This is a genomic window from Hominiventricola aquisgranensis (assembly GCF_040096225.1).
In the GTDB taxonomy this organism is placed as follows: Bacteria; Bacillota; Clostridia; order Lachnospirales; family Lachnospiraceae; genus Hominiventricola; species Hominiventricola aquisgranensis.
Genome location: NZ_JBBMFC010000001.1, coordinates 136555 through 149783, shown reverse-complemented (window position 1 = coordinate 149783; position 13229 = coordinate 136555). Strand labels below are relative to the sequence as shown.

Here is a 13229-nt window from a genome sequence, read left to right as displayed (position 1 = left end):
TATCCCTTTCGGTCCGTAATCTGTAAAATTCAGATTATCATAGATAATTTTTCCCGTCAAGGAATTTTCCCTAAAATCTCCTTTCCTGTTTCCACAAACTGTGCTATACTGGGCTATGAAATGAATGATATGCAAAATAGGATTTTATGCGTCAAGTGTTCGGCGAATGGGGAGTTGTCGCCGAAACGAAAAGCTCGTCTTACGGTATAGGATCCGCACCCGTTGCAACAATATAAGAAGATATCTCATATTGTGAAGGGAATTAGCGACATACGTTCTATCACAATTGGAGATATCCTTTTTTTATTCCGGTAAAACCTTACCTCAGAAAAAAGGAAGATCTCCGCAGAATTTTACAGTGGAGGTTGCTTTTATGGTAGATAAAGCAAAAGTTGAACAGGCGATCCGTCTTCTTTTGGAAGGAATCGGAGAAGATGTGGAGCGCGAAGGGTTGAAAGAAACACCGAATCGAATTGCACGGATGTGCGAAGAGATTTATGGCGGTCTCGATCAGGAGGCCGATGAGCATCTGTTAAAGCAGTTTGAAGTAGAAAATAATGAAATGGTGCTGGAGAAGGACATCACTTTCTATTCCATGTGTGAGCATCATCTGATGCCATTTTATGGAAAAGCCCATATTGCTTATATTCCAGACGGCAAGGTCACAGGCCTCAGCAAACTGGCACGTACCGTTGATGTCTACGCACGACGTCCTCAGATTCAGGAACGTCTGACCGTTCAGATTGCCGATGCACTGGAACGTGCGTTATCTCCAAAGGGCGTCATGGTAATGCTGGAGGCCGAACATACCTGTATGACCATGCGCGGCATCAAAAAACCGGGCAGCAAAACCATCACTACTATTACCAGAGGACAGTTCAAGGAAGACCGTGAACTTCAGAAAATGTTCCTCTCCATGGTAAAAGACTGATGGATACCATGATCCGGGTCAATCAGATCTGGAAGCACCCGATCTATCAGGAACAGTTGCAGGAATTGCAGATGCTGGAAGCAGATCGTAAGTTCTGCCGCCATACACCGGAGCATTTTCTGGATGTAGCCCGGCTTGCTTACATCCATGCTTTGGAATCCCATGCATCTGCCAGCAAGGAACTGATCTACTGCACCGCCCTGCTCCATGATATCGGACGCGCAGAGCAATACCGGTCTGGTATCCCACATGATGAGGCAGGTGCACAGATTGCAGAACAGATTTTACGAGAGCTGTCCTTTGATCCATCAGAGATTCAGGAGATCACTTCTGCCATTCGGGAACATCGCAATGCCGCTCGTTCCGATACGTTAAGTTCCCTGATCTACGATGCGGACAAAGCATCCCGGAACTGTTTTTCCTGTCCGGCAGAAAAAGAATGTTACTGGTCTGCTGAAAAGAAAAATTTAACCATTACATATTAAAAAGGAGGCTGTTACAGCCATGAAAATAAGAAACCGCGAATTTGACGTTGCCAATAGAACTTATATTATGGGAATCCTCAATGTCACTCCTGATTCTTTCTCTGACGGTGGAAAATGGAACAGTATGGACAATGCTCTGCGTCATGCAGAGGCCATGATTGCGGAAGGTGCTGACATCCTGGATGTAGGCGGCGAGTCCACCAGACCAGGCCACACACCAGTCAGTGCAGAAGAAGAAGCTGCCCGTGTACTTCCTGTTATTGAAGCACTCAACAGCCACTTTGATGTTCCGATTTCCGTAGACACCTTCAAAGCATCCGTTGCGGAAGTTTCTCTTCAGGCTGGTGCTGATCTGGTCAACGATGTCTGGGGACTGAAATATGATCCGCAGATGGCATCTGTCATTGCAAAATACAACGCAGCCTGCTGCCTGATGCACAACAAAGAAAAAGCAGAGTACAATAATTTCCTGGTAGATATGCTGGCCGAGACCCAGGAATGTGTCAATATTGCAAGACGCGCCGGTATTTCAGACGAAAAGATCATCCTTGATCCGGGAATCGGATTTGGAAAAACCTATGAAATGAACCTGGAGGCCATGAATCATCTGGAGCTGTTCCAGCATCTGGGATTTCCAGTGCTTCTTGGAACTTCCCGTAAATCTATGATCGGACTGGCGCTGGATCTGCCGGTTGATCAGCGTGTGGAGGGAACGATCGCCACTTCCGTTATCGGTGTTATGAAAGGCTGTGCTTTCGTCCGCGTTCACGATGTCAAAGAAAATAAACGCGCTGTCCAGATGACCGAAGCCATCCTTGGACGCCATATGGAGTAATTTATGGATAAAATTGAGATCAAAGAGCTGGAGATCTTCGCCAACCATGGCGTATTTCCAGAAGAAAATGTATTAGGGCAGAAATTTGTCATCTCTGCGACTCTGTACACCAGCACCCGTACGGCGGGTCTGACTGATGACCTGACCGCTTCCATCCATTATGGAGAAGTCAGCCAGATGATTACCAGATTCGTACAGGAACATACTTACAAGCTGTTAGAGACCGTTGTGGAAAATCTGGCGCGGATGCTTCTGCTGACTCTTCCTTCCCTTCAGAAAGTAACACTGAAGATTGAAAAGCCTTGGGCTCCTGTAGGTCTTCCCCTGAAAACTGTCTCCGTAGAGATTACCCGTGAATGGCATACGGCTTATATTGCTCTTGGTTCCAACTTAGGAGACAAACAGAAATATCTGGATGATGCAGTGCAAGGACTTGCTGATACGGAGGATTGTATTGTAGAACAGGTATCCGATTATCTGGTAACCGAACCTTATGGCGGTGTAGAACAGGACGTATTCTTGAACGGTGCATTAAAACTCCGCACACTTCTGCCCCCAGAGGAACTGTTGGATCGCCTGCATGAACTGGAGCAGGCTGCTCACAGAGAACGGATTGTACACTGGGGACCGCGTACGCTGGATCTTGATATTCTGTTATACGACCAGATGATCATTGATACACCGGTGCTTCATGTTCCTCATATCGATATGGAAAACCGGGATTTTGTATTGATTCCACTGACTGAGCTGGCGCCTTACTATCGCCATCCAGTGCTCAATAAAACCATTTCGCAGCTTCTCAAAGAACTGCAGGCGAAGTAAATATAACAGCCCAGACTGACAAAATAAAAGCTTTTATTCTGTCAGCCTGGGCTGTCGTAAGTTTATTCTCCATGTTTGAACACACGGATCATTTCCCTTGTAAGGCTGATTCCATCATCTTCAACTGGAATATTCTCCCTCGCAAACCACTCTGCCAGTGCCAGTTCATTGGTATCCAGTGTAATCGATGTATCTCCATCCACATCGCAGAAGAATCCGCAAAGTAAAGTGGAGCTGAAGGACCATGGCTGGCTCTTATAGTAGCGGATATTTTTCACTTTCAGGCCAACTTCTTCCATGACTTCTCTCTGTACGGTTTCTTCCAGCGTTTCACCAATCTCCGTAAATCCGGCCACCAGTGCATAGTTGACGGAGCCTGGGCGGTTAGCATATTTTGTGAGCAGCAGTCTGTCACCATCTGTCACTGCCACAATAACGCCCGGACAGATTTTCGGATACACAGTATTTCCACAATGTTCACAATGAACCATACGTTCTTTGTGATCTGGTACCATAAGTTTTCCACATTGGCCGCAGAACCGGTTGGATCGATACCAGCTATCCAGCTGCTGACCGGTGATTCCGGCAAACCCACGATACTGAGGTCTTGCATTTCGGAAGATCACTGGTTTTTCCCACTGATACCCGGGTAACACTTCTTCCAGTCCTTCCTTTAATAAAAAGAACCGCTCTCCACTGATGGTAAACAGATAGGTTACATCCTTGCCTTTCCAGCCCGTTTCCTTTACCTTTGGAAAATAAATCTTCTCCTGATCAAACCGACACAGAATCTGCCCGTCTTTGTAGACCAGCATCCAGTCCTCATCAGCAGGATTCTGCTCTTCATAGTGATTGTCATATTTCTTTGGTGCAATATCCTGAATCATTCCTGTCCCCTCTTTTCTTTCATTTCCTGACGGATCTCCCAATGGATCAAAAAAGTAAGTGCAGCTCGAAGTACAATGATTCCTGCAACAATTCCGATCTCTTGCCAGCTTCGCAGGATCACTGTACGCAGGATCTCGCTTCCCAGCTTAAATTCCAGGCCCATGGCAAGTCCTTTAGCCAGTGCCAGCTTTGTATCCGGTGATTTTTTCAGATACAGATAAAATCCATGAATACCGGAAACAATGATAATTCCTACACCGATAAATTCAAAAATCAGAATAGAAATTTCTACCAGATGATCCCTGAATACTTCCAAAATATCTATCAGTTCCATGCACTTACTCCTTTCTTCCCTCCATCAGATCACGTACTTCATCCATCTCTTCCAGAATGCCTTTCTGACGTTCCCGGAACAGAAGTCCTTTGTTGTATTTATAATAACGGTCACAGCCATTTTCACCGATAAACCATGCACTGTAACGATTAACCGTCAGCTCCGTAACAAATACGACCAGTTCCTGACCTTCCCCAAATGCCGTCTCGCAGAAATCGAACGCACACTCCAGATTCTCGGCAGCCTCGCTGATCCGCTGTTCCCGTTCTTCCACGGAAGTCTGAAAGGCTGCTCGGATCTGCTCATCCAGCTCTCCTTCTTCTGCTTTTTTCCGCTTCAGCTCCTCGTAGCATGCAGTCACCTGCTCATCCAGTGTCTGTACCTCCGAGAATATCTCACCCAGACGGCTGATCAGAAGTCCGATCACACTGAGACGCTCATCAAACTGTGCATATCTTAATTTTTCAATCGCTGATGGCTTCCAGATTCCCTTCAGGATGCCATCCACCTGATAATCTGTCCTGTATTTCGCATACAGATCCAGATATGCCGCAAAGTCCTTGGCAACTCTGGCGTTCTGCAGATACTGTCCCACCACTTCCTGATCTATGGTAATCCCCAGCTCTTCGTAAACATAGAGCATTTCCGACAGATCCTGCCAGCCTCTTGGTGTCACAAACCGTTTTCCATCTACGGTAGTCTCAATCCTGCAGAAATTCTCCTGGCGGATCTCCAGATAAGAAATGATGGCTCCGTGGATCTTCTGCTCATAGGCAAATTCTTTCCACACTGGAAAATCTGCTTCTACACTGATCTTCTTCACACGGTCCAAGGTCACAATATCAAACTCACGGACCGACTTATTGTACTCCGGCGGATTGCCTGCCGCCACAATGACCCAGCCTGCTGGAACCTTCTGATTTCCAAAGGTCTTACATTGCAGAAACTGCAGCATAGTCGGTGCCAGTGTCTCTGACACACAGTTGATCTCATCAATAAACAGAATACCTTCCTGCTTGCCCGTCTCTTCCATCCGGTCATAGACAGATGCAATGATCTCGCTCATGGTATATTCCGTTACAGAATAGGTCTTCCCACCATATTCTTTTTGCTGGATAAATGGAAGACCAATGGCGCTCTGTCTCGTATGATGGGTGATCGTATACGACACTAATGGCAGATCGCATTCTTCCGCAATCTGTTCCATGATCTGAGTCTTACCCACACCAGGCGGTCCCATGAGCAGCACCGGACGCTGCCGGATCGATGGAATCCGATAAGTACCATCTGCATTCTTCAGCTGATAGGCCCGGATCGTATTTTTGATCTCCTGTTTTGCACGTTTGATATTCATAAGTCCTCCTCGTCCAGAACCAGCCGGATCGCCCATGCTGGAACTGTCACTTCCTTATAGTCCTCCCGGAACAGAATAAATGCCGTCTCATAGGGCGGACGTTTTCCCGGAAATGTTCCTTTTCCATCTGTAAAATACAAAAGTCCTTTCAAATTCTGAAATTCACCAGCGGCCAGAAGCTGATTCACATAGGTAAATGCCGGACGGAAATCTGTTCCACCATTGCCGTACAGCTTCAGATGTTCCATATAGGCTTTCAGTTCTTCCGCTGAGGTGATCAGCTGATCCGAACGCACCTGATCATCGCACTGAAGGATCCGAATATGTACTTTCTTAAAATAACTACCAGAATCACTCAGGACCTGTCTGGTCTCCTCCAGAAACTTCCGCACCAGTTCACCGCTGCAGGACATGGATGTATCGATCACGATCACAAATTCCTCGATCTTCTTGACTTCTCTCCATTCCTGCGGTTCGATCAACGGCATATTTCCATAAACTCTTAGTCCGTAGCTGTAAAATACATAATCAAAAGAATCTGGATCGATCTCTGTCTCTTCCTTAAGTACTGCAAATTTCCGCAGAAACTCTTTGTAGTCATATCGTTCCCGGTTTTCCACTGCCAGCTCGTCCACCAGATCACCGTCTTCCTGACCGCTCTCCCGACCCATGGTCAGCTCTGTCTGCATTCGGGAACTGACGTCATCCCACTTCTTCTGAATAGTCCTCATCATGGCATTGGGTGGGATGGGCTGTTTATCATTCCGCTCAGGCGGAGCCGGCCAGTACGTATGGTCATCCAAAGAAAATTCTTCTGCAAGCCGCTGCAGACGAACCTCATTTAAATCCATTTTTCCAAGGATCCGGTAAATACCCTCTGCTGTCAACACCTTCAGTTCCTTTCGCAGTTCCTGATAAAGGGATCTGCGAAGAGGTGATACACTCATTCGAATGCTTCGGTGATGCATGCCATCAATCAACGATTCCACTGCCACATCACAGGCCAGATGCCATCGTTTCTGATCCTTTGGACAAGGGCGCAGAATATGCCGGAACACACAATGAAAAATAATATGAAGATACACCCGGTTGACCAGCATCGGATGCTTTCGATACAGATCTGCCAGATAATGAGGCTCATACAAAAGTCTCAGCCCGTCAGTTCCGATTCTCGAAATATCTGTAGTCATCCCCCATGCAAGGCCTGAAAGTGCCACATCCAGATACCGCATATTGATATAGAGCGCATTTCTGGAAGCTTCCAGGATTTCTGTTCCAATATGTTCAAACCGTTGTTCAATCTCATATGCCATATTATTTGTTCCTTTTTGTCAATTCTACAAATCGAATGTCTTCTTCACTGGTCGGAATCTCTTCCGCTTTTCTTCCAGCAGATAACTGCCCAGTTCCGCAGCCCCCTGCCCGGCGGCAAGCTTTGCTGCCTGGCTCATATTCTCTTCACTGAGCAACTCCTGCTCACACAGAAGTTCCAGTGTTTCCAGATCCTGCTCCTTGATCGTCCTTTCAAGCAGGTGCTGCATCTGTCCTCCAAGGTAATCCAGATACTGTTCTCTCGCCTTTTCTGACAGCTGTACCGGTGTCCGCAGACGGTTCAATGCCAGATTCATACAGGTATCACCAAATTCATTGGCAACTGCATACGGAAATAATTCATCGTATAACCTCAGATTTAATTTCGTCTCTGGAAAACACTGGCGATATTTGTAACCAGAACCATGCCAGTGCGTGTCAATGATTCTGGCCGGTGTATTCTCCACCGCTTCCTCATAGTATTCAGGAAATGTCAGCCGCACCTGCATGCCATCTGTATAAAATATCTCTGTCTCCAGCTCCTGGGTCAGCTCTCCCAGCACCTTTGACACACCATTCTCCGCAGGTGTGACCTCATGGAACGTGATCTGTTCCACTGCCCGACACCACATGAAGGCTCCGCCACCCACCTCTTCTATATTTCCATGAAAATGAATGACTTTCAGATTCCTGCAGAAATAAAATGCATAATCCCCGATCAGACGAAGGCCTGATGGAAGGTATACTTCTGTCAGCTGCTTTCCACACAACTCAGAAGGCTCCCCAAAACCCTTCTCTTCCGGTTTCAGCACTACATGCTTTATGACAGACGGATCTGGCTCCTCAGCTGGTCTGGAAGAGGATAACGCATAAGGTGCCAATTCTGTCGCCATTTTTCCTTCGAGCATCTCCGGCACTTTCAGAACTTCTCCATATCCGCGGCATCTCCAGATCCGAATTCCCGAATTCCGTTCCTCATAGTCAATTTCCAGATACATTTCTATTCTTCTCCGATCAGGTTTCTGATTTCTCGATAAAAATCAATGGCAATATAGAATAATGAAGACCAACGAATAGAGCGAGGATCATAGCCTGTTCTTTCATAGATTCTTCGTAATTTATATTGAAGGGTGTTCTTATGCATATGAAGTTTTTCTGCAGCGGCCGTGATCGACCCTTCCAGATCATATAATGTCTCCAGCAATCCGACTGTTTCCGCCAGTTCTTCCCTTTCATATCCAGAAAATAGTTTCTGAACATATTCTTTCTTGGACATATCCGAGATCTCATCCGTAAAGATTTCCATATTAATATCACTATAAAAACGGATTCCCTCTCCCTTGGTCCGCAGGCAAGACTGCAATGCTTTATAAGCTTTGGAATAGGAAATGTGCATCATGGTATATGGACGACATTTATCATCTATTCCAATAACCACCTTCATATCCGGCTGTTCTTCCACTGTACTGCGCAGCATTTCACTGATTTTACCAATCTCCGAATCCTTCCGATTGGTAATCGCAAATACCAGATTAGACGAAGATTTCATATAAATGCTATCTGGATCCAGTCTTCGAATCACATTTTTGACCCTCTCTTCCACACGTTCCACTTTTCGCATTTCATCCAGCGAATCAGAACCTGTACCATTGTCAAAAACAGAAATAATGATAACACGCCGTGGATTCGTAATCTCCAGTCCCATCCTTCGACCACGTTCCACAAAATTTGTATTGATAATGACATTTTCATTCTGAAGCCATTCTCCCACAAAACGGCTTCTAAGATTTTCATCCATACTCTTCTGTTCTTTGATGGAAATCTCCTGGATCAGGATCTCCGTCATTTTTTTCGTGATCTGTCCATATTTTGCCACTTTATTATATGGGCCTGTGATACCTACCACACCAATAATCTCATTGGATATGATAATGGGATAGTTCACCCCTTCAAGACTTCCCTCATATCTATCATGAGAATGGATGATCAATTCCTCCAGCCGGTCGTTAATGATCCGCTTTGCTCCTTCATGCTCCTGACCGATACGCTCCTGATCAGTACTGGCGATAATAACCCCTTTTTCATTCATCATATTAATTTTGTCATTGATGATCGTGTTCAATTCCTTTACGATTATCTCAGCATTATGTCTCGAAAGCTGCATATTATCCTCCCACCTCAGGTAGTCTGTATATCTTTAAGAAACTCTCTCTGCAAGTTTTTCAAGTTCTCGCTGCAGTCGCCAAGATCCTGTGCAGACACAGACTTTGGCTCGTTGCTCACGTAAAATAAGGGCGCCGCAGGAGAGACCTCTCCATGTCGGCGCCCTGCGCTGTTTGTTTAACTCCAGAACCACATTCGCAAAACAGCCTCTGACGAGGCTTATATTTTGCTCATGTATGGCTTCTCGTCATATACATGCTCCGAAATATGTGCCTTCATGCAAGCATGAGTTCCATATTTACGGGCATGTGCATGGTTCTGAAGAATTACAGATTTTCTTTGAAGAATTTCTCAACAGTCTCGAAATCAGCTTCTTCGTTGTCACCCTCAACAGTAACAGTAACAGTATGACCTTTTTTAACGCCCATGCTCATGATTGCCATCAGTCTTTTAGCGTCTGCTTTTTTGGTTCCGTTATCAATAGTAATGGTGCTGGTGCAGCCTGCTGCCAGTTTTGCAAGAAGTCCTGCCGGTCTTGCGTGAAGTCCAAGTTCATCCTGTACAGTGTAAGTAAATGATTTCATAATTCTAATCTCCTTTTATCTTATTATCTATTAGCACTCGCGAATGCGTTTGCGAAGCTCCAGTGTATATCCCGGGGAAACAGACAGCTCATCGATTCCCATCTGAATGAATTTTGCAGTCAGCTCCATATCTGCGCCAAGCTCTCCACAGATACCACACCATGCACCGTATTTGTGTGCATTCTCAATGGTCAGCTGGATCAGACGAAGGATTGCCTCATGATGCGGATCAAAGAAGGAATCCAGAGACTGATTCTGACGGTCAATTGCCAATGTATACTGGCTTAAGTCATTGGTTCCGATACTGAAGAAATCTACATGCGGAGCAAGCAGATCACTAATCACTGCTGCTGCAGGAGTCTCGATCATAATACCAAGCTCAACCTCGCCCATCGGCTGCTCTTCTCTGGCCAGCTCTAGTTTAACTTCTTCCACGATCTCTTTAATTCTGGTAATCTCTTTGACAGAGATGATCATCGGGAACATGATGGACAGGGTTCCGTAAGCAGATGCACGATACAGTGCACGAAGCTGTGTACGGAAGATATCCTCTCTGGTCAGACAGATACGGATCGCACGATATCCAAGTGCCGGGTTGTCCTCTTTCGGAAGATTGAAGTAATCAATCTGTTTATCTGCACCGATATCCATGGTACGGATGATAACTTTCTTACCGTTCATACGGGAAAGAACTGTCTTATATGCCTCAAACTGTACTTCCTCACTTGGATAATCATCACATCCAAGATACAGGAACTCACTTCTGAACAGGCCGATACCTTCTGCATCGTTCTCAAGAACAGCATCCACATCCTGGATTCCACCGATATTGGAATACAGATGAATATGTTTTCCACTTAAGGTAACTGTCTCTTTTCCTTTCATTTCCTGAAGAAGTGCGCGCTGCTCATCTGCACGTGCTTTTTTCTCCTTCATCTTCTCCATGGTCTCTTCGTCCGGATCAATATAGATCAGACCTGTAAAGCCATCCACGATTGCTGTACGTCCATCATAAGCGGTATCGATCTCGATATTTGTTGTTACCAGGGACGGAATATTCATGGTTCTTGCCAGAATTGCAGTATGAGAGTTGGAAGATCCTTTCTGGGTAACCAGCGCAAGGAGCTTGTCTTTTTCAAACTGAACAGTCTCGCTTGGAGCAAGATCCTCTGCCACAATGATCACCGGCTCCGGCATAGCCTCCGGGCTTACCTGGCTTCCGTTCAGGATAGAGATCACACGCTCAGAGATATCTTTGATATCTGCAGCACGTCCTCTCATATAATCATCATCCATGCTCAGGAACATGGCAGCAAACTGCTCAGAAGTCATGAATACAGCGTACTCTGCATTCATTTTCTCATTTTCTATGATATCTTTGATGGAATCATTATAATCCGGATCATCAAGAAGCATCTGATGAACATCAAAGATCATAGCCTCTTCTTCTCCTACATCCTTCAGGGCTTTCTCATAAAGTCCTTTAAGCTGTCCTAAAGCTTTCTCCTTTGCTGCTTCAAAACGAGCCATCTCAGCTGCGGTATCTGCAACTGTCTCCTTTTTTACTGCGTTGTCAGCTTTTTTGTAAACAAAGATCTTGCCAATGGCAACGCCTTTAAATACGCTTTTTCCTTCTCTTACGATCATGTCGTTCCTCCAGAAATATTTATTTACATGAACCGTCTACTCCGTCTGCCCCTCGTTTTCATCTGTTGTTTCCGGTTCGATTGTAACAAATCCTTTGCTGATCTCTTCAACAGCAATAGACAACGGTTTTTTGCCTTTTGCATTTACATAAGCTTCCTCACCTGCGATCAGCTGTCTTGCCCTCTTTGCAGTTGCAAGCACGATAGAATAACGGCTGTTAACTACCGGGGTGTCGCCCTCGGTCTCGCTGTTGATAGTTTCCATTAAGTCTGTATAAGACGGATGTAACATAATTATTCTCCTTTCATCAGACCCTGAAGGTCTTCTCTGATATTAGTAACAAATTCCAGACGGCGTCTCATCTTCAGATGTTCGCTCGTAATAATTCCATGCACCTCATTAACACAAGTATCCAGATCATCATTTACTACCAGATAGTCATACTCTTCGATGCCTTCTGCCTCCTGTGCAGCTCTTAACAATCTGTTGCGGATAACTTCCTCTGATTCCGTTCCTCTTCCAGTCAGTCGATCTTTCAATGTCTGTGCATCATTGGTCGTCACAAACAAAAGCACCGCATCCGGATACTGCTCTTTGATCTTTCTTGCTCCCTGGATCTCAATTTCCAGAATCACATCATGACCTGCTGCCAGCTGCTCTTCCACATAGCTTCTCGGTGTTCCATAATAATTAGAAACATAACGTGCATATTCGATCAGCGCACCATCAGCGATCATCTGCTCAAATTCTTCCACGCTCTTGAAAAAATATGATTTTCCATCTTCCTCTCCAGGTCTTGGTGAACGGGTCGTTGCTGAAACCGATAACGCATATCCCTCATAACGTTCGGTAAGTGCCTTCATGATCGTACCCTTGCCTGCACCGGAGAAGCCGGATACAACGATCAGTATTCCCTGTCTGTTCATAAAAACAGCTCCCTTTCTTATTCTATTCTAAGTTCTGAATCTGTTCTCTGATTTTCTCAATACCTGTCTTGATCTCAATGGCACAGTCAGAAATCTGAATATCATTGGACTTTGATAATGTAGTATTGGCTTCCCTGTTCATCTCCTGCGCGATGAAGTCCAGTTTTCTACCTACATTACCACCTGCCTTAAGGGCTGCCTTAGTTGCATCAATATGACTGCGCAGACGAACCAGCTCTTCATCCACACAGATCTTATCTGCAAACATAGACACTTCTGCCACGATCCGGCTTTCATCAAATGCTGCTTCTGCCAGAAGTTCTTTGACACGGGTCTCCAGCTTTGCACGATATTCCGCAACGATCTGCGGAGAACGCTGCTCCACAAAATCCACCAGTGAACTCATCTCATCAAGCTTTGCAAGAAGATCTGTCTTCAGGCTCTCACCTTCACGGATCCGTGCTGCCACAAACTGCTCACTTGCTCCGCGGACTGCCTTTTCCACCAGATGCCAGATCTCATCCTCATCTTCCTGCTGGTCTTCCATCACCAGCACCTCCGGGCAACGTGCCAGAACAGATGCGGACAGATCATTTCTCAGGTTGAACTTCTCTGCCATCTTCTGGAAATATTCCACATACTGAGCTGCCACATCCTCATGATAACAAAGCGTCTCATCGCTGCCACTTAAATCTTCATAAGTGATGTAAACATCCACTTTTCCTCTCTGAATATACTCTTTCAGAAGCGCACGAATATCTGCCTCGAAGGCATTCAGCTTTTTAGGCATCTTAATGCCAAGATCCAGATAGCGATGATTGACAGACTTCATCTCCACTGTGATCTTTTTACTGTCCTCCGACACTTCACACCGGCCAAATCCGGTCATACTTTTTATCATCTTATCGTCCCCATACAAAATGCGAAGAAGACTCCTCGCCATAGTCTA

At 45.5% G+C, this 13229-nt stretch carries 15 protein-coding genes and 1 riboswitch; of the genes, 4 read left to right on the top strand and 11 right to left on the bottom strand.

Annotated elements, in window-relative coordinates:
• Positions 1-130: 130 nt before the first annotated feature.
• A riboswitch (THF riboswitch) is annotated at positions 131-227 on the top strand.
• A 146-nt stretch (positions 228-373) separates the two neighbouring features.
• From folE to folK, 4 genes are read left to right on the top strand one after another with little or no spacing between them, the layout of a single operon-like run.
• Positions 374-931, top strand: coding sequence for a GTP cyclohydrolase I FolE (gene folE, locus WMO62_RS00645; protein ID WP_117496693.1), 558 nt, complete (start codon positions 374-376; stop codon positions 929-931).
• Positions 931-1416, top strand: coding sequence for an HD domain-containing protein (locus WMO62_RS00640; RefSeq protein ID WP_349143451.1), 486 nt, complete (start codon positions 931-933; stop codon positions 1414-1416). The genes folE and WMO62_RS00640 overlap by 1 nt, the downstream gene beginning before the upstream one ends.
• A 19-nt stretch (positions 1417-1435) precedes the next feature.
• Complete coding sequence (gene folP, locus WMO62_RS00635; protein WP_117496692.1) at positions 1436-2251, top strand: dihydropteroate synthase; 816 nt, start codon at positions 1436-1438, stop codon at positions 2249-2251.
• Positions 2252-2254: 3 nt separating this feature from the next.
• Positions 2255-3073, top strand: a complete 819-nt coding sequence (gene folK / locus WMO62_RS00630) for a 2-amino-4-hydroxy-6-hydroxymethyldihydropteridine diphosphokinase (protein ID WP_349143450.1) — start codon at positions 2255-2257, stop codon at positions 3071-3073.
• 62 nt (positions 3074-3135) lie between these two features.
• Here the strand turns inward: folK and nudC are convergent, their stop codons facing one another.
• From nudC to WMO62_RS00575, 11 genes are all read right to left on the bottom strand, one after another.
• Positions 3136-3960 carry an NAD(+) diphosphatase gene (gene nudC / locus WMO62_RS00625; RefSeq protein ID WP_147601942.1) on the bottom strand — a complete coding sequence of 275 codons (825 nt, stop codon included), beginning with the start codon at positions 3958-3960 and terminating at the stop codon, positions 3136-3138.
• On the bottom strand, positions 3957-4286 hold the full coding sequence (locus WMO62_RS00620; RefSeq protein WP_435390407.1) for a DUF1622 domain-containing protein: 330 nt from the start codon (positions 4284-4286) through the stop codon (positions 3957-3959). The genes nudC and WMO62_RS00620 overlap by 4 nt, the downstream gene beginning before the upstream one ends.
• 13 nt (positions 4287-4299) lie before the next feature.
• The gene (locus WMO62_RS00615) at positions 4300-5649 is read right to left on the bottom strand and encodes an AAA family ATPase (protein ID WP_349143448.1); all 1350 of its coding nucleotides are present in this window, start codon (positions 5647-5649) and stop codon (positions 4300-4302) included.
• The gene (locus WMO62_RS00610) at positions 5646-6962 is read right to left on the bottom strand and encodes a vWA domain-containing protein (protein ID WP_349143447.1); all 1317 of its coding nucleotides are present in this window, start codon (positions 6960-6962) and stop codon (positions 5646-5648) included. Before WMO62_RS00610 ends, WMO62_RS00615 begins: the two co-directional genes overlap by 4 nt.
• Before the next feature lie 24 nt (positions 6963-6986).
• Positions 6987-7958, bottom strand: coding sequence for a leucine-rich repeat protein (locus WMO62_RS00605; RefSeq protein ID WP_349143446.1), 972 nt, complete (start codon positions 7956-7958; stop codon positions 6987-6989).
• Between the two features lie 2 nt (positions 7959-7960).
• Positions 7961-9124 carry a CdaR family transcriptional regulator gene (locus tag WMO62_RS00600; protein ID WP_118440028.1) on the bottom strand — a complete coding sequence of 388 codons (1164 nt, stop codon included), beginning with the start codon at positions 9122-9124 and terminating at the stop codon, positions 7961-7963.
• A gap of 325 nt (positions 9125-9449) precedes the next feature.
• Complete coding sequence (locus tag WMO62_RS00595; protein WP_117496684.1) at positions 9450-9707, bottom strand: HPr family phosphocarrier protein; 258 nt, start codon at positions 9705-9707, stop codon at positions 9450-9452.
• 30 nt (positions 9708-9737) lie between these two features.
• Positions 9738-11354: a phosphoenolpyruvate--protein phosphotransferase gene (ptsP, locus tag WMO62_RS00590; protein ID WP_117496683.1), complete on the bottom strand. Its 1617-nt coding sequence runs from the start codon at positions 11352-11354 to the stop codon at positions 9738-9740.
• Positions 11355-11390: 36 nt separating this feature from the next.
• On the bottom strand, positions 11391-11645 hold the full coding sequence (gene rpoZ, locus WMO62_RS00585) for a DNA-directed RNA polymerase subunit omega (protein ID WP_118440030.1): 255 nt from the start codon (positions 11643-11645) through the stop codon (positions 11391-11393).
• A gap of 2 nt (positions 11646-11647) precedes the next feature.
• A complete protein-coding gene (gmk, locus tag WMO62_RS00580) occupies positions 11648-12280 on the bottom strand; it encodes a guanylate kinase (protein WP_349143445.1) in 633 nt (210 codons plus the stop codon).
• A 22-nt stretch (positions 12281-12302) separates the two neighbouring features.
• Positions 12303-13181 (bottom strand): YicC/YloC family endoribonuclease, encoded by an 879-nt coding sequence (locus tag WMO62_RS00575; protein ID WP_117496680.1) that lies wholly within the window; start codon positions 13179-13181, stop codon positions 12303-12305.
• Positions 13182-13229 lie beyond the last annotated feature (48 nt).

Bases quoted from the DNA above. Each gene is read 5' to 3' on its own strand.
- folE (WP_117496693.1), top strand. From the start codon at position 374: ATGGTAGATAAAGCAAAAGTTGAACAGGCGATCCGTCTTCTTTTGGAA.
- WMO62_RS00640 (WP_349143451.1), top strand. From the start codon at position 931: ATGGATACCATGATCCGGGTCAATCAGATCTGGAAGCACCCGATCTAT.
- folP (WP_117496692.1), top strand. From the start codon at position 1,436: ATGAAAATAAGAAACCGCGAATTTGACGTTGCCAATAGAACTTATATT.
- folK (WP_349143450.1), top strand. From the start codon at position 2,255: ATGGATAAAATTGAGATCAAAGAGCTGGAGATCTTCGCCAACCATGGC.
- nudC (WP_147601942.1), bottom strand. From the start codon at position 3,960: ATGATTCAGGATATTGCACCAAAGAAATATGACAATCACTATGAAGAG.
- WMO62_RS00615 (WP_349143448.1), bottom strand. From the start codon at position 5,649: ATGAATATCAAACGTGCAAAACAGGAGATCAAAAATACGATCCGGGCC.
- WMO62_RS00610 (WP_349143447.1), bottom strand. From the start codon at position 6,962: ATGGCATATGAGATTGAACAACGGTTTGAACATATTGGAACAGAAATC.
- WMO62_RS00605 (WP_349143446.1), bottom strand. From the start codon at position 7,958: ATGTATCTGGAAATTGACTATGAGGAACGGAATTCGGGAATTCGGATC.
- WMO62_RS00600 (WP_118440028.1), bottom strand. From the start codon at position 9,124: ATGCAGCTTTCGAGACATAATGCTGAGATAATCGTAAAGGAATTGAAC.
- WMO62_RS00595 (WP_117496684.1), bottom strand. From the start codon at position 9,707: ATGAAATCATTTACTTACACTGTACAGGATGAACTTGGACTTCACGCA.
- ptsP (WP_117496683.1), bottom strand. From the start codon at position 11,354: ATGATCGTAAGAGAAGGAAAAAGCGTATTTAAAGGCGTTGCCATTGGC.
- rpoZ (WP_118440030.1), bottom strand. From the start codon at position 11,645: ATGTTACATCCGTCTTATACAGACTTAATGGAAACTATCAACAGCGAG.
- gmk (WP_349143445.1), bottom strand. From the start codon at position 12,280: ATGAACAGACAGGGAATACTGATCGTTGTATCCGGCTTCTCCGGTGCA.
- WMO62_RS00575 (WP_117496680.1), bottom strand. From the start codon at position 13,181: ATGATAAAAAGTATGACCGGATTTGGCCGGTGTGAAGTGTCGGAGGAC.